Source organism: Microbacterium phyllosphaerae (assembly GCF_050628115.1).
GTDB lineage: Bacteria > Actinomycetota > Actinomycetes > Actinomycetales > Microbacteriaceae > Microbacterium > Microbacterium phyllosphaerae_A.
Map to the genome: position 1 here is coordinate 1,744,083 of NZ_CP192502.1, position 20,317 is coordinate 1,764,399.

Annotated in this window: 18 protein-coding genes; 9 read left to right on the forward strand and 9 right to left on the reverse strand. The window is 67.1% G+C overall.

Translation table 11 applies throughout. The features are described 5' to 3' along the window. The first annotated feature begins 6 nt into the window (after positions 1-6). Together ACQ4LY_RS08080 and ACQ4LY_RS08085 are read left to right on the forward strand one after the other, a co-directional pair. Entirely contained in the window at positions 7-786 is a 780-nt protein-coding gene (locus ACQ4LY_RS08080; RefSeq protein ID WP_056313526.1) for a 3-oxoacyl-ACP reductase, read from the forward strand. 34 nt (positions 787-820) lie between these two features. Then, positions 821-1,549, forward strand: coding sequence for a FadR/GntR family transcriptional regulator (locus ACQ4LY_RS08085; protein ID WP_431075502.1), 729 nt, complete (start codon positions 821-823; stop codon positions 1,547-1,549). Positions 1,550-1,571: 22 nt separating this feature from the next. Here the strand turns inward: ACQ4LY_RS08085 and ACQ4LY_RS08090 are convergent, their stop codons facing one another. Together ACQ4LY_RS08090 and ACQ4LY_RS08095 are read right to left on the reverse strand one after the other, a co-directional pair. Next, positions 1,572-2,960: an aspartate aminotransferase family protein gene (locus ACQ4LY_RS08090; protein WP_431075503.1), complete on the reverse strand. Its 1,389-nt coding sequence runs from the start codon at positions 2,958-2,960 to the stop codon at positions 1,572-1,574. 23 nt (positions 2,961-2,983) lie between these two features. Then, positions 2,984-4,468: a CoA-acylating methylmalonate-semialdehyde dehydrogenase gene (locus ACQ4LY_RS08095; protein ID WP_431075504.1), complete on the reverse strand. Its 1,485-nt coding sequence runs from the start codon at positions 4,466-4,468 to the stop codon at positions 2,984-2,986. Between the two features lie 99 nt (positions 4,469-4,567). Between ACQ4LY_RS08095 and ACQ4LY_RS08100 the strand changes: the two genes are divergently transcribed. Continuing rightward, positions 4,568-6,106, forward strand: a complete 1,539-nt coding sequence (locus ACQ4LY_RS08100; RefSeq protein ID WP_431075506.1) for a PucR family transcriptional regulator ligand-binding domain-containing protein — start codon at positions 4,568-4,570, stop codon at positions 6,104-6,106. A 15-nt stretch (positions 6,107-6,121) separates the two neighbouring features. Here ACQ4LY_RS08100 and ACQ4LY_RS08105 read toward each other — a convergent pair whose 3' ends face one another. From ACQ4LY_RS08105 to ACQ4LY_RS08130, 6 genes are all read right to left on the reverse strand, one after another. Next, entirely contained in the window at positions 6,122-7,516 is a 1,395-nt protein-coding gene (locus tag ACQ4LY_RS08105; protein ID WP_431075507.1) for an aspartate aminotransferase family protein, read from the reverse strand. After that, positions 7,513-7,980, reverse strand: a complete 468-nt coding sequence (locus tag ACQ4LY_RS08110) for an Lrp/AsnC family transcriptional regulator (protein ID WP_056313516.1) — start codon at positions 7,978-7,980, stop codon at positions 7,513-7,515. Before ACQ4LY_RS08110 ends, ACQ4LY_RS08105 begins: the two co-directional genes overlap by 4 nt. 88 nt (positions 7,981-8,068) lie before the next feature. Then, the gene (locus tag ACQ4LY_RS08115; protein WP_431075508.1) at positions 8,069-9,229 is read right to left on the reverse strand and encodes an acyl-CoA dehydrogenase family protein; all 1,161 of its coding nucleotides are present in this window, start codon (positions 9,227-9,229) and stop codon (positions 8,069-8,071) included. Continuing rightward, entirely contained in the window at positions 9,226-9,984 is a 759-nt protein-coding gene (locus tag ACQ4LY_RS08120; RefSeq protein ID WP_431075509.1) for an alpha/beta fold hydrolase, read from the reverse strand. The genes ACQ4LY_RS08115 and ACQ4LY_RS08120 overlap by 4 nt, the downstream gene beginning before the upstream one ends. 54 nt (positions 9,985-10,038) lie before the next feature. Next, positions 10,039-10,971: a sugar kinase gene (locus ACQ4LY_RS08125; protein ID WP_431075510.1), complete on the reverse strand. Its 933-nt coding sequence runs from the start codon at positions 10,969-10,971 to the stop codon at positions 10,039-10,041. Next, the gene (locus tag ACQ4LY_RS08130) at positions 10,968-12,131 is read right to left on the reverse strand and encodes an MFS transporter (RefSeq protein WP_431075511.1); all 1,164 of its coding nucleotides are present in this window, start codon (positions 12,129-12,131) and stop codon (positions 10,968-10,970) included. The genes ACQ4LY_RS08125 and ACQ4LY_RS08130 overlap by 4 nt, the downstream gene beginning before the upstream one ends. Before the next feature lie 434 nt (positions 12,132-12,565). Here ACQ4LY_RS08130 and nrdH point away from each other — a divergent pair, with 434 nt between their 5' ends. The 6 genes from nrdH (at position 12,566) to ACQ4LY_RS08160 (ending at position 18,867) form a co-directional block, all read left to right on the forward strand. After that, entirely contained in the window at positions 12,566-12,799 is a 234-nt protein-coding gene (gene nrdH, locus ACQ4LY_RS08135; RefSeq protein WP_017828869.1) for a glutaredoxin-like protein NrdH, read from the forward strand. A 6-nt stretch (positions 12,800-12,805) separates the two neighbouring features. Then, positions 12,806-13,267, forward strand: a complete 462-nt coding sequence (nrdI, locus tag ACQ4LY_RS08140; protein WP_431075512.1) for a class Ib ribonucleoside-diphosphate reductase assembly flavoprotein NrdI — start codon at positions 12,806-12,808, stop codon at positions 13,265-13,267. A 20-nt stretch (positions 13,268-13,287) separates the two neighbouring features. Continuing rightward, a complete protein-coding gene (gene nrdE / locus ACQ4LY_RS08145; RefSeq protein ID WP_431075654.1) occupies positions 13,288-15,408 on the forward strand; it encodes a class 1b ribonucleoside-diphosphate reductase subunit alpha in 2,121 nt (706 codons plus the stop codon). Positions 15,409-15,440: 32 nt separating this feature from the next. Next, entirely contained in the window at positions 15,441-16,421 is a 981-nt protein-coding gene (nrdF, locus tag ACQ4LY_RS08150) for a class 1b ribonucleoside-diphosphate reductase subunit beta (RefSeq protein WP_056313503.1), read from the forward strand. Between the two features lie 671 nt (positions 16,422-17,092). Beyond that, positions 17,093-17,677 carry a TetR/AcrR family transcriptional regulator gene (locus ACQ4LY_RS08155; protein ID WP_431075513.1) on the forward strand — a complete coding sequence of 195 codons (585 nt, stop codon included), beginning with the start codon at positions 17,093-17,095 and terminating at the stop codon, positions 17,675-17,677. After that, positions 17,674-18,867 (forward strand): GDSL-type esterase/lipase family protein, encoded by a 1,194-nt coding sequence (locus ACQ4LY_RS08160; protein WP_431075514.1) that lies wholly within the window; start codon positions 17,674-17,676, stop codon positions 18,865-18,867. The genes ACQ4LY_RS08155 and ACQ4LY_RS08160 overlap by 4 nt, the downstream gene beginning before the upstream one ends. A gap of 472 nt (positions 18,868-19,339) precedes the next feature. On the opposite strand, the gene ACQ4LY_RS08165 is transcribed toward ACQ4LY_RS08160, so the two are convergent. After that, positions 19,340-20,311, reverse strand: coding sequence for an MsnO8 family LLM class oxidoreductase (locus ACQ4LY_RS08165; RefSeq protein ID WP_431075515.1), 972 nt, complete (start codon positions 20,309-20,311; stop codon positions 19,340-19,342). Positions 20,312-20,317 lie beyond the last annotated feature (6 nt).

Sequence of the window (20,317 nt, forward strand, 5' to 3'; positions counted from 1 at the left end):
ACACACATGACCATCGATCTGACCCAGCGCCTCAAGGACCGCGTCGCCATCATCACCGGAGGCGCGAGCGGCATCGGCTTCGCCACCGCCCAGCGCTTCGCCGCCGAGGGCGCGTTCGTCGTCATCGCCGACGTCGATCCGGCCACGGGCGAAGCGGCCGCGGCCGAGGTGGGCGGTGCGTTCCGTCCGGTCGACGTCGCCGACGAGACCAAGGTCAACGCGCTCTTCGACGGGGTCGCCGCGGAGTTCGGTCGCATCGACATCGCCTTCAACAACGCGGGCATCTCACCCGCCGACGACGACTCGATCGAGACGACCGAGCTGCCGGCCTGGGATCGGGTGCAGGACGTGAATCTCAAGAGCGTGTACCTCTGCAGTCGAGCGGCGCTTCGCCACATGGTGCCGGCGGGGCGGGGATCGATCATCAACACCGCCTCCTTCGTCGCCCTGCTGGGGTCGGCGACCTCGCAGATCAGCTACACCGCGTCGAAGGGCGGTGTGCTCGCGATGTCACGCGAGCTCGGTGTGCAGTTCGCTCGACAGGGAGTGCGCGTGAACGCCCTGTGCCCCGGACCCGTCAACACCCCGCTGCTGCAGGAGCTGTTCGCCAAGGATCCCGAGCGCGCACAGCGCCGACTCGTGCACGTGCCGATGGGGCGCTTCGCGGAGCCGTCGGAGCTCGCCGCCGCCGTGGCCTTCCTCGCCTCGGACGACTCGTCGTTCATCACCGCCAGCGCCTTCGTCGTCGACGGCGGCATCACCAACGCCTACGTCACCCCGCTGTGAAGCGGGATCATGTCGCTGTGACAGGCTGAGAAGCATGAGCGAGCACCCTTCCGACGGCGATCTCGTCGCGGTGCGCCGGGCGGTATATCGGCCGCTGCGCCGAGGCAATGCCCTCGAGGATGCGGTCGCTCGCCTCGTGCAGACCATCCGCCTCGGCGTCGTCGCGCCGGGGGAGTCGCTGCCGCCGGAGCGTGAGCTCGCGGCGTCCTTCGGCGTCAGCCGCGACACCGTCCGGGAGGCGATCCGCGAGCTCGCCGACACCGGCTACCTCGTGCCCAAGCGCGGGCGGTACGGCGGCACGTTCGTCGCCGATCCGCTGCCGCAGCCCTCGGATGCCGGACCCGTGACCCCGGCCGAGGTCGATGACGTGCTCGGACTCCGTCTCGTGCTCGAGACCGGTGCGGTGCGGGCGGCCGCGAGCCGGACGCTGGATGCCGCGACCCGCGCCGACCTGCGGGCGAGGCACGAGGCGGCACTGCCGGCCGGGCCCGAGGAGTACCGCCGCCTCGACACCCTGCTGCACCTCGCGATCGCCGAGGCGGCCGGCGTGCCGTCGCTCGTCGCGCTCGTCGCCGAGAACAGGGCCGACGTCAATGCGTGGCTCGACACTTTTCCGCTGATGCCGCGCAACATCCAGCACTCGGGAGAGCAGCACGAGCGCGTCGTCACCGCTATCCTCGCCGGGCGGCCTGACGTCGCCGAGGCCGCGATGCGCGATCACCTCGCAGGTTCCGAAGCGCTGCTGCGCGGATTCCTGATCTGAACCCGCGCAGCAGCGGCTGCGGTCAGCTCGTGGCTGCCTCGTCGGCGACGGCGAGAGCCTCGTCGAGCACGGTGAGACCGCGCACCAGGTCGTCTTCGCTGATCACGAGCGGCGGTGCCACGTGCATGCGGTTGAAGTGCGTGAACGGCCAGACGCCGGCCTTCTTCGCGGCGGCGGCGAAGGCAGCGACCGGCGCAGCATCCGCTCCGCTCGCGTTGAACGGCACCAGCGGCTCGCGAGTCTGCTTGTCGCGCACGAGCTCGACCGCCCAGAACAGGCCGCGCCCGCGCACCTCTCCGACGCTCGGGTGGGTGTCGACCCAGCGGCGCAGCGTCGGCTCGACGATGCGCTCGCCCAGGTCGCGCACGCGCTCGAGGATGCCGTCGCGGCGGAACACCTCGAACGTCGCGACGCCCGCGGCGCACGCGAGGGGGTGGCCCGAGTACGTCAGGCCGCCGGCGAAGGGAGTGGTGTCGAACGCCTTGGCGATGCGCTCCGAGATCACGACGCCGCCGAGCGGCACGTAGCCCGAGTTCACGCCCTTGGCGAAGGTGATCAGGTCGGGACGCCCGTCGTATGCGTCGATGCCGAACCACTCGCCGAGCCGCCCGAATCCGACCATGACCTCGTCGGCGATGTAGACGATGCCGTAGCGGTCGCAGAGCTCGCGGACTCCCTGCAGGTAGCCGGGCGGGGGCACGAGCACGCCGTTGGTGCCGACCACGGTCTCGATGATGATCGCGGCGATTGTCTGTGGGCCCTCGAGCTGGATCGTCTGCTCGAGGTGGGCGAGTGCACGCTCGGACTCCTGCTGGGGAGTCTCGGCGTGGAACGGCGAACGATAGAAGTAGGGGCCGAAGAAGCGCACGGCTCCCGAGTCGGGCGTGCCGTTGGCCCATCGCCGCGGGTCTCCCGTCAGCGAGATCGCGGTCGAGGTCGACCCGTGATAGCTCCGGTACATCGAGAGCACCTTGTGGCGGCCTGTCGACTGACGCGCCATGCGCACCGCGTACTCGTTGGCCTCGGCGCCGCCGTTGGTGAAGAAGACCTTCTCGAAGCCCTCGGGCGCGACCTCGACGATGAGCCGGGCGAGCTCGCCCCGCACGTCGTTCGCCATCGCGGGCTGGATCGTCGAGAGCCGCCCCGCCTGCTGCTGGATCGCGGCGACCAGATCGGGATGCTGGTGACCGAGGTTCAGGTTCACGAGCTGGCTCGAGAAGTCGAGGTAGGCGTTGCCGGCGTAGTCCCAGAACGTCGAGCCCTCTCCCGCGGCCACGGGGAGCGGATCGATCAGGCCCTGGGCGCTCCAGGAGTGGAAGACGTGGCCGCGGTCGTCCGCGCGCACCTGCGCCTCGGCCTCGGGGGCAGGGAGCGGGAGCGATGCGCCATGGCGGTCGGTGAAGTTCGTCATGTCTCGTGTCTCTCTCTGAGCGTTCAGTGGTTGCTCGGGAAGCCCAGGTCGATCTGCGAGGGCGTGTGGTCGGGCCAGCGAGTGGTGACCACCTTCGACCGAGTGTAGAAGTGCACCGACTCGGGGCCGTAGGTGTGCGAGTCGCCGAACAGCGAGTCCTTCCAGCCGCCGAACGAGTAGGCGCCGATCGGCACGGGGATCGGCACGTTCACGCCGACCATCCCGACCTCGATGTCGAACTCGTACTGGCGGGCGGTGCCGCCGTCTCGCGTGAAGATCGCGGTGCCGTTGCCGTAGGCGTTCGCGTTGACGAGCTCGACGGCCTCGGAGTAGGTCTCGACCCGCACGACCGAGAGCACCGGACCGAAGATCTCGTCGTCGTACACCTTCATGCCGGGGGCGACCCGGTCGATCAGGCTGACTCCGATGAAGAAGCCGTCGGAGTCGAACTCCTTCGTCGTGCCGTCGACCACGACCGTCGCCCCCTCGGCCACGGCGCCCGTGACGTACGAGGCGACGCGGTCGCGGTGCTCGCGGGTGATGAGCGGGCCCATCTCGCTCGCCGCATCCGTGCCCGCGCCGATCGTGAGGCCCTCGATGCGCGAGGCGATGGCTGCGACCAGGTCGTCGGCGATGTCGCCCACCGCGACCAGCACCGAGACGGCCATGCAGCGCTCACCGGCCGAGCCGTAGGCGGCCGAGATCGCGGCGTCGGCTGCGGCGTCGATGTCGGCATCCGGCATGACGACCATGTGGTTCTTCGCTCCGCCGAGCGCCTGCACGCGCTTGCCCGCGTTCGCCGCCCGCTGGTAGATCGAGCGGGCGATGGGGGTCGAGCCGACGAAGCTGATCGCGTTCACGCGGGGCGAGTCGAGCAGCGCGTCGACGGCCTCCTTGTCGCCGTGCACGACGTTGAGCACGCCGTCGGGAAGGCCTGCCTCCTGGAAGAGCTTCGCGAGCCAGACCGACGCCGACGGGTCCTTCTCACTCGGCTTGAGCACCACCGTGTTGCCGCACGCGATCGCCGAGGCCACCATCCACAGGGGCACCATCACGGGGAAGTTGAACGGTGTGATCGCGGCGACGACGCCGACCGGCTGCTTGACGGAGTGCACGTCGACCCCACGCGAGACCTGCTCGCTGCGCTCGCCCTTGAGCAGATGCACGAGACCGGCGGCGAACTCGACGTTCTCGATGCCGCGGGAGACCTCGCCGGCAGCATCCGAGAGCACCTTGCCGTGCTCCGAGGTGACGATCGCCGCGAGCTCCGGCGTGCGCTCCTTGAGCAGCTGGCGCAGTCGGAAGAACACGTCGGCGCGCTTGATGAGGCTGGTCTCGCGCCAGGCGGGCAGCGCGGATGCCGCGGCGGCGACCGCACGGTCGACCTCGGCGGTGGAGGCGAAGGCGACCTGCTTCGAGACCTGACCCGTGGCCGGGTCGAAGACCTCTCCCGTGCGCGCCGCTTCGGCGGTGTCTGCTCCATTGATGAGGTGACGGACGATGTCCACGGGACTCCTTCGGGGGTATGAGATCCGTATCGAACACTCTGACCGAGGGGCGATACGCTGGCTTCCTCCCATGATCACAGAGCACAAGGAGCTGATCCGTTGTCAGACCGTAGCGAGATCACGCTGAATCGGACAGATCGTCCGGCGGGTGCGGTCTTCCTCACCGTCGCCGACGTGTTGGCCGAGGCAGCGGTGCAGGCGGGAGGGCCCGATGTGATCGTCGGCGGTGCGGCGCTCGATGCCGCGGTGCGATGGGTGCACGTCTCCGACAGCGTGGGCGTCGCGCGCCTGCTCGACGGTGGGGAGCTGCTGCTGACGACCGGGGCAGGGTGGCCCGACGATGATGACGAGCTTCGCGTCTTCGCATCGAGCCTGCATCGGGCAGGCATCGCGGGGATCGTCTTCGAGCTCGGCACGGCCCGAGATGCTGTGCCGCAGTCGGTCGTCGAGGTCTGCGCGACGGTGGGGCTCGCGCTCGTCGCCCTCACCAGCGAGGTGAAGTTCGTCGCCGTGACCGAGGCCGTGCATCACGCGCTGATCGCCGCCCAGACCCAGGCGCTGCACGAGAGGCAGCGTCTGCACGAGCTGTTCACCGCGTTGAGCATGCAGGGTGCTCCCGCCGACGTCGTGGTGTCCGAGACCGCCCGTGCGCTCGGCGCCCCCGTGATCCTCGAGAACCTCGCGCGCGAGGTGATCGCGACCGAAGGGCTCGGGATGCCGATCGCCGACGTTCTCGACGTCCGGCGCGGGGTCGAACAGGTGGCCGTGCAGGCGAGGGGAGTGCGCTGGGGGACGCTGCTCGCTCTGCCGGGGCCCGCGCACCCCGCAGGGAGACACACGGTGCTCGAACAGGGGGCGACGGCACTTGCATTCGGCTGCATCGCCGACGGCGGCGACGCCGAGTGGTCGCTGCTCGCTCAGCGCGGTGTGATCGATGATCTGCTGGGGGCGCGCTTCGCCAGAGCAGACGACATCGATGCGCGGCTGCGCGCCGGAGGTTTCGCGCTGGCCGAGCGCCGGTGCCACGGGATCGTCGCGCGCGGATCGGCATCGATCGGCGAACTCGCCTACCGCGCGCGGCAGGCCGGTTTCGCGGTCGTCGCCGCCCGCGTCGACGACGACGACGTCGCGCTGCTGTCGCTGCCGGCGTCCGCGGATCTCTCCGACGAGGCCGTGCTGCGCATCGCCGGTCCCGACCGTGCCGTCTTCGTGGGGCCGGTCGCCGACGACGTGATCGGTCTGCTCGGCTCTCTGCGCGCGGCGCGCGATCTGGCCGACAGTGATCGGGCCGAGGCGGGTGCCCGGGTGCGCCGCGTCGATGACCGCCCGCTCGAGCGGCTCGTCGCCACGCTGCGTGACGATCACCGGCTGCACGAGCACAGCGAGCGGATGCTGGCGCCACTCATCCGGCACGATCAGGAGCGCCGCGGCGACCTGCTCGATGTGCTCGCGGCCCTCGTCGCGCACCCCGGCAACCGTTCGGCCGCGGCGGCCGCGAGCCACCTGTCGCGGTCGGTCTTCTATCAGCGCCTCATGCTGATCGGCGATCTGCTGGGGGCCGATCTCGACGACGGCGAGACGATCGCGGCGCTCCACCTCGCGCTTCTCGCGAGGCGGCGCACCGCGGCATCCGGCTGAGACGATCCGGCGGAGTCAGAGCACCGACTGGGCGTCGGAGAGCACGCTGCGCAGAATCTGCCCGATCTCGCGGAACTCGGCAGGGCCCACTGTGAGCGGCGGCGCGAGCTGGATCACGGGGTCGCCTCGGTCGTCGGCGCGGCAGTAGAGCCCGGCCTCGAACAGTGCGGGGGAGAGGAAACCCCTCAGCAGCCGCTCGGACTCGTCGTCGTCGAACGTCTCTCTCGTGCCCTTGTCCTTCACGAGCTCGATGCCGAAGAAGTAGCCGTCGCCTCGCACGTCGCCGACGATGGGCAGGTCGAGCAGGGTCTCGAGCTCGGCGCGGAACAGCGGCGAGTTCTCGCGCACGTGCTTGTTGAGCCCCTCCTCATCGAAGATGGCGAGGTTTTCGAGTGCGACCGCCGCCGAGACCGGATGCCCACCGAACGTGTAGCCGTGCGGGAACGACACGTCGCCCTTCGAGAAGGGCTCGTAGATCCGGTCGCTGATGATCGTGGCCCCGATCGGCGAGTAGCCGCTCGTCATGCCCTTGGCGCACGTGATCATGTCGGGCACGTAGCCGAGACCGGTGCACGCGAACGTGTGGCCGAGGCGGCCGAACGCGCAGATGACCTCGTCGGACACCAGCAGCACGTCGTGGCGGTCGCAGATCTCGCGCACGCGGGCGAAGTAGCCGGGAGGGGGAGGGAAGCATCCGCCCGAGTTCTGCACCGGCTCGAGGAAGACGGCGGCGACGGTGTCGGCACCCTCGAACAGGATCATCTCCTCGATGCGGTCTGCTGCCCAACGACCGAAGGCCTCGAGATCGTCGCTCGGGCCACCCATCTCGGCCGCGCGGTAGAAGTTGGTGTTCGGCACCCGGAAGCCGCCGGGGGTGACCGGCTCGAACATCGACTTCATCGCCGGGATGCCCGTGATCGCGAGGGCGCCCTGCGGAGTGCCGTGGTAGGCGACCGAGCGCGAGATCACCTTGTGCTTGGTGGGCTTGCCCTGCAGCTTCCAGTAGTGCTTCGCGAGCTTGAACGCGGTCTCGACGGCCTCACCGCCGCCGGTCGAGAAGAAGACGCGGTTGAGGTCGCCGGGGGCCTCGTCGGCCAGTCGGTCGGCGAGCTCGATCGCCGCGGGGTGCGCGTACGACCAGAGCGGGAAGAAGGAGAGCTCGGAGGCCTGCTTCGCCGCGGCCTCGGCGAGGCGACGGCGGCCGTGCCCGGCGTTCACGACGAAGAGCCCGGCGAGCCCGTCGAAGTACTCCTTGCCCTTCGAGTCCCAGATGCGGTGACCGTCGCCCTTGACGATGATCGGCACACCGCTCTTCTCCATCGTGGACTGACGGGTGAAGTGCATCCACAGATGGTCCTTGGCCATCGCCTGGAGTTCGGCCTCGGTCGGAGTCGTGCGTTGCGTGCTCATCTGGTCCCCCAGTTGTAGAGCTGCTTCTGCAGCTTGGCGTAGATGAAGGTCTCGGTCGACAGCACCCCGTCGATCGGGCGGATGCGGTCGTTGATCAGGGCGAGCAGGTCTTCGTCGTCCTCGCAGACGACCTCGGCGAGGATGTCGAAGGAGCCGACCGTGATCACCACGTAGTCGATCGCGGGGACCTCGGCGATGGCCTCGGCGACGACCCGGGTGTCGCCGGAGACGCGGATGCCGATCATGGCCTGCCGGGGAAAGCCCAGCTGCATCGGGTCGGTGACCGCGACGATCTGCATGACGCCGGACTCGGTGAGGCGCTGGACCCGCTGCCGGACGGCGGCCTCGCTCAGGCCGACCTCTCGGCCGATGTCGGAGTACGAGCGTCGGCCGTCCTCCTGGAGCAGCTCGATGATCGTCTTCGCGACGTCATCCAACGGGGGGTGCTTCTTCGAGGACGGCATGATGCGATCCTCGCACCGGAGCGGGCTCTCTTCAACCGATTCCGCAGAATTTTCGAAGCCGCAGCCGGTAAACCGCAGAATACCGGGGCTAGGAGTCGAGCGGTCCCAACCACGCGCTCGCGGCGGTCGCGTGCGCCGACTCGGGGTCTGACGGGTGAAAAGCGCCAGCCAGCACATCGCGGTACAGCCGCGACAGCTCGTTCGACGAGAAGTACGACCCCCCGCCCGCGACCAGCATCGCCTGGTCGACGACGTGCTTCGACATGGTGATCGCCCGATGCTTGACGCCCGACAGCAGGGTGAACCACCGGGCGCCGTTGTCGGCCTTCTCATCGACGTCTCGGGCGAGCGCTGCGATCTGCGGAGGCAGGGCGTCGTACGCGAGCCCCATGTCGGCGATGCGCCAGCGGATGTCGGGGTCCTGGCTGTAGGCGGCGCCCGTCTTCTTCGAGCGGCGCTTCTGCGCGGTCTCGACCGCGAGGTCGAGCGCGCGCCGTGCGATACCGGTGTACACCGAGGAGAGGAGGATCTCGAAGACCGAGAAGATGCCGAAGACGATGGGGTCGGGGTTCGGGCCAGGGTCGATGCGGCGCACCACGTGCGCGGCATCCGCAGTGGCACCGTTCAGGCGGGTCGTCCTGCTCTGCGTCCCCCGCATGCCGAGGGTGTCCCAGTCGTCGCCCGTGACGACCGCATCGGTGCGCTCGACGAAGGCGAACACGAGCTTCGGGGCGTCGGCGCTCGTCGTGTCGAGTCCGTGCAGTCCGAGCCTCGTCCACACCGGGGCCAGCGAGGTGAAGATCTTGGTGCCGGTGAAGGAATAGCCGCCGTCGGCGGTGGGAGCGGCTTCGGTGTCGCTGCCGAACAGCACGAGGTCGTTGCCGCCCTCGCTGATGCCGAACGCGAAGACCTCGCCGGCGACCGCGCCGTCCTGCACGAACTCGAGGCCCGGGACGCCGCGGTCGGAGAAGACCTTGGCGACGCCCGTCCAGACGAGGTGCATGTTGATGGCGAGGGCGGTCGCGGGGGCAGCCGTCGCGAGGCGCTGCTGCAGGATCGCCGCCTCGGCGAGGCCCAGACCCGCGCCCCCGCGTTCGGTCGGCACGAGGATCGAGAGGTAGCCGGCATCGCGGAGCTCGTCGAGGTCCTGTGCGGGGAAGGTGTTGTCTTGGTCGTGGATCGGCGCCCGGTCGCGGATGCGCTCGAGCAGGTCGTCCGGGAGGAAGGCGGTCGGGTCGAACGTGCTCATGCGAGTGCCTCTTCCAGCTGTCGGATGGTCTCCTCCGGCTTGTCGCGGTGCAGCGAGTGCCCTGATCCCGCGACCACCGACATCGTGATGAGCGGGTTCGAGGCGAGCACGCCGGCGGCGACGTCTCCCGTGAAGATGCTGTACACCGCAGGGTCGGAGGCGATCACATGCGTGGGGACGGTCAGCCGCGCGGCATCCGCCGTGACGTCCCAGGGGGTGTTCTGCTGACTCGTCTGCTCGACCGCCCAGGCGCTCGTGCGGTGCACCGCGTCGACCTTGAGCTCCCAGTCCTGCGGATGCCAGTGCGGATGCTCCTGCTGCACCAGCTCGACCCTGTTGTCGGCGAACGCGCGCTCCTGGCTCTTGCGCACGATCGTGGCGTCGCGGCCGCCGACGAGGATCGCGGGGTCGAGGAGTACAAGCCTGCGGGTCCACTCGGGGGCGGATGCCGCGGCCACCGTGGCGGAGGCCCCTCCGAGCGAATGGCCGATGACGGCATCCCAGGGTCCGCCGCCGTCGGGCGGCGTCGAGACGAGGTCGGCGCCGTACGCGGCGACCGAGTAGTCGAGCGCGCGCGGCGCATCGCCGTGGCCCCGCAGGTCGATCGCTGTCGCGTACCAGCCGACGTCTGCCAGAGCGGTGCCGAGGCGCCACATGAGCGCGCCGGACGAGCCGAGTCCGTGCACGAGGAGGACGCGGCGATCAGACGCCGGGTGGCCCCAGGAGATGCGAGGCAGCGTGAGCGGTGCGGGCATGCTGCAAGCCTACGACCGGGTTGCGCGGGGCAGCCAGGTCGCGGTCACGCGGGGTCAGATCAGCGGAGGCAGATCACCGTGCGTCGTGAGCACCAGGGCGGCGGCGGCGTGCCCTGCAGAGAGGCGGTCGGCGAGGTCGGCGCCGTCGAGGGTCGCGGCGAGGAACCCCGAGGCGAAGGCGTCGCCGGCGCCGACCGGCTCGACGACGTCGACCAGGGGAGCCGGCACGAAGACCGGCTCGTCGTCACCGCGGAACGCGGTCGCGCCGACGTCGCCGTCCTTGACGATCAGCAGCCCGCAGTGCGGCAGGTGCGCGCGGATCTCGGCGGGCGTCGCAGTGCCCCAGATGCGCTCGGCCTCGTCGCGGCCGACGAACGCGATGTCGGCGGCATCCGCGAGTCTGGCCAGCGTCTCGGCGGCGTCCTGCATGGTCCACAGCGCGCGGCGGTCGTTGACGTCGAACGAGACGAGCGCGCCGGCCGCGCGGGCGTCGACGAAGAGCTGGTCGACCATCGCGCGGCACGACGCAGAGAGTGCGGGGGTGATGCCGGTGGTGTGGACTATCCGCACGCCGGCGAGCTGTGCGGCGTCGAGGAACCCGGGACCCATCAGCGAGGCCGCCGATCCGCGGCGGTAGTAGTAGACGGAGGAGGACTCGACGCCGGGGTCCTTGAACATGACTCCGGTGGGAGCATCCGCATCGGTCGTGACCCAGAGGTCGACGCCCCGGCGCGCGAGCTCGGTGGAGATGCGGTTGCCGATCGGGTCGTCGCCCAGACGTGAGGCCCATGCCGCCGTGTGCCCCGCCGCCACGAGCCCGACCGCGACGTTGCCCTCGGCTCCCGCCAACCCGAGCGCTGCCGTCTCGGTCTCGGCGAGCGGTGCTCCGAGGGCTGTGACGAGGCCCATGGACTCACCCACGCAGATGACCTCGGGGGCGGCTGCGGTGCTGTCTGCAGCGGAAGAGGAGGGGGAGTCGGAGCTCATGAAGGGGTGACCGCCAGGGGTTCGGTGTCGGGGTGGGGGCTCGCGTCGCGGTGACGCAGATCGGGGAAGAAGCGGACGAACACGATCGAGACGACGAGACCGGCCGCCACGAACAGGGTCGCTGCGAGGTAGGCGCCGCGGGGGTCCGTCGCGTCGACGAGGAACCCGGCCACGGCGGATCCGGCGGCCGCGCCGATGAGCTGGCCGGTGCCCGCCCAGCCGAACGCCTCGGCCGTCTCGCTGAACTTGACGCTCGCGGTCGTGATGGCGAACAGCACGGCCAGCGCCGGGGCGATGCCGATGCCGGCGACGATCAGCGTGCCGCCGAGCCAGAACTCGTTGAGAGAGAACATCGTGAGGGCGAGGCCGATCGTGACGATCGTGAGGCGGCGGGCCATCGCCCAGGGGCCGATCGGGATGTGGCCGAACGAGAGGCCTCCGGCGAGGCTGCCGACGGCGAACACCGCGAGCACCAGACCCGCAGCGAGGCTCCCGTGCTCGAACGTCGCGACGACGCCGACCTCGACGGCTGAGCAGGCCCCGATGAGCAGGAAGCCGATGACTGTGGCGAGGAGCACCGGAGGCTTGAGCACGACCTTGCCGAGCGCGCTGCGACTGCGGGGGATGCGCACGCGGCCGACCTCGGGGGAGAGGATGAACCAGGCCCCTCCGCCGACGAGCACCGCGGCGACGAGGAGCAGGCCCTCTGCCGTGCCCACCTGCGTCGACACGAGCGTGATCACGACGGGCGCCAGCACCCAGATGATCTCCTGCAGAGAGGCGTCGAGCGAGAACAGCGGTGTGAGCTGCTTCGAGTTCACGAGCTTCGGGTAGATGGTGCGCACCGCGGCCTGCACCGGCGGCGTCGAGAGCCCGGCGATCATGCCCAGGATCATGTAGCCGGGAACGTTCAAGGGGAGGAACGCGAGACCCAGCACCGCGACCACGCACACGCTGAGCGTGAGGGTGAGCACGCGGCGCATGCCCCAGGCACCCATCCATCGGCTGGTGATGGGGCCGGCGACGGCCTGCCCGACGCTGGTCGCGGCGAGCACGAGGCCTGCCGATCCGTACGAGCCGGTCTGCTGCTCCACATGCAGGAGGATCGCGAGCGAACTCATGCCGTTGGGGAATCGAGCGGTCAGCTGTGCTGCGATCATGCGCGCCACTCCGGGCGTGCGAAGAAGGTCCCGATATCCCGCCACGTGTCAACGCTACCGGGAGCCGGCGGCGGGGGTCGAAGCGGCTCCTCGGCGACACGCCGCGACACGCCCAATCGGAGTTTCCACAGAAAATCCGATGTCCGAGGTCGGTCGTATCGTGCCACCTGTGGATGGATCTCTCACAGCTCCCTCCCAGCCGCGATTTCTCGCGGTTCGGAGGTGCCTCCGACGCGGCTCAGCCTGTGGAAGAAACGGTGGAGAACCTGTGTTGTACCAGTGGAGAGCGGTGGAAAACTACACGTATGTAACTACTACCCCTAGTGGTCACCCCGAATGTCCGTACCTATATGTAGTATTGAGATCCCGGTGAGGGTCTACCGGAAAACAGCCCGATTCAGAACCGGGCCAGAGATTTGAGGGGAAGCGAAAAGATGTCGATCACGGTCTACACGAAGCCGTCCTGCGTTCAGTGCAACGCCACCTACCGCGCGCTCGACGCCAAGGGCATCGAGTACGAAATCCTCGACCTGTCGGAGGACCCGACGGCCCTGGAGCAGGTCAAGGCGCTCGGCTACATGCAGGCGCCCGTCGTCGTCACCGACGAGGGCCACTGGTCGGGCTTCCGTCCCGACAAGATCGACGAGCTCGCCTCGCGTCTGGCGTAATGAGCCATGAGCGCCGTCGCGACCGCTGCGCCGCTCCTGGTCTACTTCTCGAGCGCCTCGGGTAACACCGCGCGCTTCGTCGAGAAGCTCGGGCTTCCGGCCCGACGCATCCCACTCCTCCGGCAAGAAGAAGAACTCGTCGTCGACGAGCCCTTCGTGCTGGTCACCCCCACCTACGGCGGGGGTGAGGGGCGCGGCGTCGAAAAGGGTGCCGTGCCCAAGCAGGTGGTCCGGTTCCTCAACGACGAGCGAAACCGGCGCCACATCCGCGGAGTGATCTCGGCGGGCAACACCAACTTCGGCGAGTCCTTCTGTCTCGCCGGTGACATCATCAGCCGCAAGTGCCACGTGCCTCACTTGTATCGGCTCGAGATCTTCGGCACACAAGACGATGTTGATCGCGTGAGCGACGGATTGGAGCGACGGTGGGTACCGCAGTTGACGAGCAGGCAGGAACGGACTCAGTGACCGACACGGTGGCGTTCAAGATGAACCCGACCTACGAGGGCCTGGACTATCACGCCCTCAACGCGATGCTGAACCTGTACGACGCGAACGGCAAGATCCAGTTCGACGCCGACAAGCGGGCGGCACGCGAGTACTTCCTGCAGCACGTCAACCAGAACACGGTGTTCTTCCACTCGCTCAAGGAGCGCCTCGACTACCTCGTCGAGAAGGAGTACTACGAGCCGGCCGTGATCGAGCAGTACTCGCTCGAGTTCATCCAGCAGCTCAACGACCTCGCGTACGGCAAGAAGTTCCGCTTCGAGACCTTCCTCGGCGCCTTCAAGTACTACACGAGCTACACGCTCAAGACTTTCGACGGCAAGCGCTACCTCGAGCGCTTCGAAGACCGCGTCGTGATGACGGCCCTCGGCCTCGCCGGCGGCGACGAGAAGCTCGCGATCGCCCTGGTCGAGGAGATCATCTCCGGTCGCTTCCAGCCCGCCACCCCGACCTTCCTGAACTCGGGCAAGGCACAGCGCGGCGAGCTCGTCAGCTGCTTCCTGCTGCGCATCGAAGACAACATGGAGTCGATCGCCCGCGGCATCAACTCCGCTCTCCAGCTCTCCAAGCGCGGCGGCGGCGTGGCGCTGCTGCTCTCGAACATCCGCGAGGCCGGTGCACCGATCAAGCAGATCGAGAACCAGTCCTCGGGCATCATCCCCGTGATGAAGCTCCTCGAAGACAGCTTCAGCTACGCCAACCAGCTCGGAGCCCGTCAGGGTGCAGGGGCCGTGTACCTCAACGCGCACCACCCCGACATCATGCGCTTCCTCGACACCAAGCGTGAGAACGCCGACGAGAAGATCCGCATCAAGACGCTGTCGCTCGGTGTCGTCGTTCCGGACATCACGTTCGAGCTCGCCAAGAACGGCGAGGACATGTACCTCTTCTCGCCGTACGACGTCGAGAAGGTCTACGGCGTTCCCTTCGGTGACATCTCGGTCACCGAGAAGTACCGCGAGATGGTCGACAACCCGCGCATCAAGAAGACCAAGATCAACGCGCGCGAGTTCTTCCAGACCATCGCCGAGATCCAGTTCGAGTCGGGCTACCCGTACATCATGTTCGAGGACACGGTGAACAAGGCCAACCCGATCAAGGGCCGCATCAACATGTCGAACCTCTGCAGCGAGATCCTGCAGGTGAACACGCCGACCACGTACAACGACGACCTGTCGTACGACCAGATCGGCAAGGACATCTCCTGCAACCTCGGCTCGATGAACATCGCGCTGTCGATGGATGCCGATGACCTGGGCCAGACGGTCGAGACTGCCATCCGTGCGCTGAGCGCGGTCAGCGACCAGAGCCACATCCGCTCGGTCCGTTCGATCGAAGACGGCAACGACCGCTCGCACGCGATCGGCCTCGGCCAGATGAACCTGCACGGCTTCCTCGCTCGCGAGCACGTGCACTACGGCTCCGAAGAGGGCATCGACTTCACGAACATCTACTTCTACACGGTGCTGTTCCACGCGCTGCGCGCCTCGAACAACATCGCGATCGAGCGCAAGCAGGCCTTCGACGGCTTCGAGGACTCGACGTACGCGTCGGGGGAGTTCTTCGACAAGTACATCGAGCGCGCCTGGGAGCCCGAGACCGAGAAGGTCAAGGAGCTCTTCGCGGGCAAGCACATCCCGACGCAGGCCGACTGGGTGGCGCTGAAGTCGTCGATCCAGGAGCACGGCATCTACAACCAGAACCTGCAGGCGGTGCCGCCGACCGGCTCGATCTCGTACATCAACAACTCGACGTCGTCGATCCACCCGATCGCGTCGAAGATCGAGATCCGCAAGGAAGGCAAGCTCGGCCGCGTCTACTACCCGGCGCCGTTCATGACGAACGACAACCTGGAGTACTACCAGGACGCCTACGAGATCGGCTACGAGAAGGTCATCGACACGTACGCCGCCGCCACGCAGCACGTCGACCAGGGCTTGTCGCTGACGCTGTTCTTCAAGGACACCGCCACGACGCGTGACATCAACAAGGCTCAGATCTACGCATGGCGCAAGGGCATCAAGACGATCTACTACATCCGTCTGCGTCAGATGGCACTGGAGGGCACCGACATGGCGGAATGCGTCTCCTGCATGCTCTGAGCCCGTCACTGAACACGAGAAACGACGAAGACATGACTCCTCACCCCCCGATCAAGCTGGTTGCCGAGGTTCAGGCGATCAACTGGAACCGCATCATCGACGACAAGGACCTCGAGGTCTGGAACCGTCTGGTGAACAACTTCTGGCTGCCCGAGAAGGTGCCGCTGTCGAACGACATCCAGTCGTGGAACACGCTGACGCCCGACGAGCAGCTGCTCACGATGCGCGTCTTCACAGGCCTGACCCTTCTCGACACGATCCAGGGAACCGTCGGCGCCGTCTCGCTGATCCCGGATGCGATCACCCCTCACGAAGAGGCCGTGTACACCAACATCGCGTTCATGGAGTCGGTGCACGCGAAGAGCTACTCCTCGATCTTCTCGACGCTCGCGTCGACGAAGGAGATCGACGAGGCGTTCCGCTGGTCGACCGAGAATCCGAACCTTCAGAAGAAGGCTCAGATCATCATGGATTACTACCAGGGCGACGACCCGCTCAAGCGCAAGATCGCCTCGACGCTGCTCGAGTCGTTCCTGTTCTACTCGGGCTTCTACCTGCCGATCTACTGGTCGTCGAAGGCGAAGCTGACGAACACGGCCGACCTGATCCGCCTCATCATCCGTGACGAGGCCGTGCACGGGTACTACATCGGGTACAAGTTCCAGAAGGGTCTCGAGAAAGAGACCGAAGAGCGTCGCCAGGAGCTGAAGGACTACACCTTCAACCTGCTGTTCGAGCTCTACGACAACGAGGTGCAGTACACGCAGGATCTCTACGACGGAGTCGGCCTGACCGAAGACGTCAAGAAGTTCCTGCACTACAACGCCAACAAGGCGCTGATGAACCTCGGCTATGAGGCGATGTTCCCCTCGACCGTCACGAACGTGAACCCGGCGATCCTGTCGGCGCTCTCGCCGAACGCCGACGAGAACCACGACTTCTTCTCGGGGTCGGGCTCTTCCTACGTCATCGGCAAGGCCGAGGCCACGGAAGACGACGACTGGGACTTCTGAGTCACTGTACGTCGTCAAATAACGTGACCCTAGCCACTATCTAACTTGACCCGGTCAGAAGAAGATGACCCAATCAAGCAAGATGGCCCACGGAATTTCGCGGATCTCTGACGATGCGCTCCCAGAAGCTCTGAGATGAGCAGAGTATCGCGTCCGACTCCGGCTGACCTGACCCCAGGTTGGCCGGAGTCACGGTCGTCGGATCATGCGGCGTAGACGGCGCGACTGTTCGCTCAGAACTTGCGGATTTCGCTGCAAGGGCGGAGCGTACGTTCGGTTGCGGACGCAGCTAAGGCCGGCGGAATCGGGACTCCTCTCGCGGGAACCGCGTCTCGGCTTGGCGTGTCGTGGGTGACACCCACTGACGCCGCCCGCCGAAGCTGTGGTTAAGCCCCGGCACAGCCATGTCGTGGCGCGAACTCAGAATGCCCCTCTTGGTTCTTCTGAGAAGCTTGCATGCACTCTTGGCCATTCCGGGGATTCAACAGTGGGACAGCGACAACTGGGGGGCGATCGGGGCGAACGCGACGTTCACATCGTCCAGGATGGCGATCTCACTTACCACCTCGAGAGCCTTAGGGGCAGATTTCATTCAGGCGCTCCGCGTGTGCGCTGGGTGATCGCGGCGGCTCGATGTGCAGGCAGAAGCCTAATGCATGTAGGATTGGGCCATGGATCGAAAGGGAATCACCCACGATTTCGTTATCTCTGCAGCGGCTGACCTAGCCGACAGTGAGGGGTTCGAATCGATCTCCGTCTCCGCGCTAGCGCGACGAGTTGGAGTTCAGCCGGCCAGTCTCTACTCCCATGTGCGCGATCGGGCTGCCGTACTAAACGGGGTTCACCAAGTGGCCCTCGCAGAACTCGCCGACCGCATTGCAACGGAAACTTCGGGTCGTTCCGGCCGCGACGCTCTCGGCGGCTTCGCCGACGCGCACCGCGGCTACGCGCTCGAACATCCGGGTCGCTGGGCCGCACTGCAGCGACCGGCCGCTGCCAGTACCGTGAGCTCGGACGCGGCGGGCAGACTGGTCTCGTTCACGTCGGCCGTATTGCGGGCGTACGCGCTCGACGAGGCCGAACTGGTGCACGCTACTCGGTTTGTGGGGGCTGCCATCAACGGGTACCTCGCCCTGGAGCGGTGGGGGTCCTTCGGGCATAGCGAGGTATCGATTGTCGAGTCTTGGACACGGTCGATCGACGCTCTTGACCGGTCATTGCGGTCGTGGCCCGAGGCATCGAAGGAGACTTCATGATCACAATTCCAATCACGCCCGAACTCGTGGGCGGAGTCGCCGAACTCGAAACCACCGGACGCGGAGTGCGGCTGCACCGCCTCCCCGCTTGGGTGCGCAGCTGTTACGCCGACCCGCAGCTGCTCTCAGCAGAGAGTCAGCCCTCTGGTGCACGACTGAGCTTCTCGACCCGGGCGAACCGTGTCGAGCTACAGACGCACTCGAGCCGCACGGTCTTCCGTGGCGTCCACCGCCCGCGTGGTCGCCTCGACGTCGTCGTGGATGGGGAACTCCTACTGCGCGACACGCTCACTGGAGGCGACCTCACCGAGATCGACTTGCAGACAGGAACCGCGTCGTCGCATACCGGGGAATTCCATACAACGGTGATCGAACTGCCGAAACCGACACCAGCCAGGGGCGAGATCGAGAGGTTGGTAGAGATCTGGTTACCGCATAATGAAAGTCTAGAACTCATCGCCCTGCGCACCGACGCCCCGATCAGGGCGCTGTCACCTCGCGGCACTGCGGCAGACCCGTTCCGCACTCCCACCCGTTGGCTGCACCATGGCAGCTCGATCAGCCAGGGCTCAAACGCCGTTGGTCCGAGTGAGATTTGGCCCGTGGTGGCGGCTCGCCGCGCCGGAGTGTCCCTGCGAAACCTCGGCTTCGGAGGGAGCGCTCTGGTCGATCCGTTCATGGCCCGGGTTATTCGCGATACGCCCGCCGACGTTATTAGTGTGAAGCTCGGCATCAATGTGGTGAACCTCGACGCCATGCGCGTGCGCGCCTTTGTGCCGGCAGTGCAGGGATTCATCGACACCATACGCGAGGGCCATCCGAACACCCCTCTGCTGCTGGTGTCGCCGATCTTCTGTGGGATCCACGAGCACGCCTCCGGGCCCGGTGCCATCGATCCAGAGGGCCTCGCCGTGGGGCAAGCAAAGTTCCTCGCCACCGGCGTACCCGGTGACGTGGCCCAAGGTCGGCTCACGCTCGACGTCATTCGTCGTGAACTGCGGGCTTTGGTCGAACGCCGTGCGGACGACTCGAATCTTCACTACCTGGACGGCACCACTCTCTACAGCGCAGACGACGCCGAGACCTACCCGTTGCCCGACAACCTGCATCCTGACTCGGCTACACACGAACTCATCGGGTCCCGCTTCGCCGCCCACGCCTTTGGGCCGTCGGGGGTGCTCGTCCGCTGAATGCTGGTCAGGGCCTCACGAGTGTGCGCATCATCCCGACGCGGTGTCGCACGATTCCGAGGCTCAACTGCTCCAAGATTTCCATGCCCTGGCGACCACGAGTGCACGTCGCTCGACTCAGGCGCGAGGGCGGCGATCAGGTCCGCCGGGTGAGGTCTGCTGAGATGGGACCACGCATGCTCGCGAATACCCGAATGCGGCGATCAGGTCGGCGAATATGCCCTTGGTTCTGGACCGTAAAGCTGTTGCGCCGCGGCCCCTCGATGCCCGAGTCAACGGGAGCGATGACGCGGGAACAAGCGCTGAGTTGCTCGGCGATGGGAGCCCTCGCGGACGGGGCGCGGGACACTCCGTCGACGAGCGCCCACCGAGGCGCGTGCCCTCGACGAACTGGTTACTGAGGTCTGGCCAAACTGTGCTGAGCTCGGATGCCGGGCGTTTCCTCTCCGGTGTTGTGCAGGACGAGTGGCGATCAGACGGAGCCGGGTCGGATCGCAAGTCGAAGGGAGTTGATGCGGTCCTCTAGGGTGGGCCCCTGGTGAACGAGCATCAGCTCGTCCGCCCGACTCGCCCGAGCAATTTCCTCAAGCTGCCCGATCACCTCCGGCCCGGTGCCGACCGCAGCGAAGCGAAAGATGGCCGCGGCCTTCTTGCCATCGGCGCTGTCCAGATAGACATCGACGTCATCATCTCCCCAGTGCATGTTCGGACGGTCAAGCAATTTGCGGGCTTCTGTCCTCAGCATCTGTCGATATTGTGTTGCGGCCGCTTCGGCGTCCGCCGCAGCTAGCACGTTAGCGGTGACTATGACGCGGGGTACTGCCTGTTGCGCGGAGGACTGAAAGCGCGAGTGATAGAGGTTGGTCGCCTGCTCGAGCGAGTCGGGCGAGAAGTGCGCAGCGAAAACTAAAGGCATTCCGAAGTCGGCGGCTAGTTGCGCGCCACGAACGGAGGAGCCGAGGATGTGGATGGGGGTGCGAGCTCCGAACCCCGGCGTTGCTCGGAAGTCTCCGACCATCGGATCCCCCGCAAGTAGGTCGCGCAACTCGCTGACGTCCTCGCGGAAGCGATCCGGAGCGGTTGAGTTTCGACGCAAGAAACGTAACGTCCGCGCGTCTCCGCCCGGCGCGCGACCGACGCCCAGGTCGATGCGCCCGGGGTGGAAAGCTTCCAGAGTTCCGAACTGTTCGGCGACGATGAAAGGAGGATGGTTCGGCAGCATCACCCCTCCCGCCCCGACTCGGATCCGGTTGGTTCGGCTCGCCACCTCGGCGATCAGCACCGACGGCGAGGACGCGGCCACGCGAGCCTGTCCATGATGCTCGGTGTACCAGATTCGCGAGTATCCGGCCTCCTCGGCCGCGCGCGCGGACATCACTGCGCCGCGTATTGCCTCATTGACGGTCCCGTGTTCAGTGACTGGTACATAATCGAGCACCGACATGGGAAC

Bases quoted from the DNA above. Each gene is read 5' to 3' on its own strand.
- ACQ4LY_RS08080 (WP_056313526.1), top strand. From the start codon at position 7: ATGACCATCGATCTGACCCAGCGCCTCAAGGACCGCGTCGCCATCATC.
- ACQ4LY_RS08085 (WP_431075502.1), top strand. From the start codon at position 821: ATGAGCGAGCACCCTTCCGACGGCGATCTCGTCGCGGTGCGCCGGGCG.
- ACQ4LY_RS08090 (WP_431075503.1), bottom strand. From the start codon at position 2,960: ATGACGAACTTCACCGACCGCCATGGCGCATCGCTCCCGCTCCCTGCC.
- ACQ4LY_RS08105 (WP_431075507.1), bottom strand. From the start codon at position 7,516: ATGAGCACGCAACGCACGACTCCGACCGAGGCCGAACTCCAGGCGATG.
- ACQ4LY_RS08110 (WP_056313516.1), bottom strand. From the start codon at position 7,980: ATGCCGTCCTCGAAGAAGCACCCCCCGTTGGATGACGTCGCGAAGACG.
- ACQ4LY_RS08115 (WP_431075508.1), bottom strand. From the start codon at position 9,229: ATGAGCACGTTCGACCCGACCGCCTTCCTCCCGGACGACCTGCTCGAG.
- ACQ4LY_RS08120 (WP_431075509.1), bottom strand. From the start codon at position 9,984: ATGCCCGCACCGCTCACGCTGCCTCGCATCTCCTGGGGCCACCCGGCG.
- ACQ4LY_RS08125 (WP_431075510.1), bottom strand. From the start codon at position 10,971: ATGAGCTCCGACTCCCCCTCCTCTTCCGCTGCAGACAGCACCGCAGCC.
- ACQ4LY_RS08130 (WP_431075511.1), bottom strand. From the start codon at position 12,131: ATGATCGCAGCACAGCTGACCGCTCGATTCCCCAACGGCATGAGTTCG.
- nrdH (WP_017828869.1), top strand. From the start codon at position 12,566: ATGTCGATCACGGTCTACACGAAGCCGTCCTGCGTTCAGTGCAACGCC.
- nrdI (WP_431075512.1), top strand. From the start codon at position 12,806: ATGAGCGCCGTCGCGACCGCTGCGCCGCTCCTGGTCTACTTCTCGAGC.
- nrdE (WP_431075654.1), top strand. From the start codon at position 13,288: ATGAACCCGACCTACGAGGGCCTGGACTATCACGCCCTCAACGCGATG.
- nrdF (WP_056313503.1), top strand. From the start codon at position 15,441: ATGACTCCTCACCCCCCGATCAAGCTGGTTGCCGAGGTTCAGGCGATC.
- ACQ4LY_RS08155 (WP_431075513.1), top strand. From the start codon at position 17,093: ATGGATCGAAAGGGAATCACCCACGATTTCGTTATCTCTGCAGCGGCT.
- ACQ4LY_RS08160 (WP_431075514.1), top strand. From the start codon at position 17,674: ATGATCACAATTCCAATCACGCCCGAACTCGTGGGCGGAGTCGCCGAA.
- ACQ4LY_RS08165 (WP_431075515.1), bottom strand. From the start codon at position 20,311: ATGTCGGTGCTCGATTATGTACCAGTCACTGAACACGGGACCGTCAAT.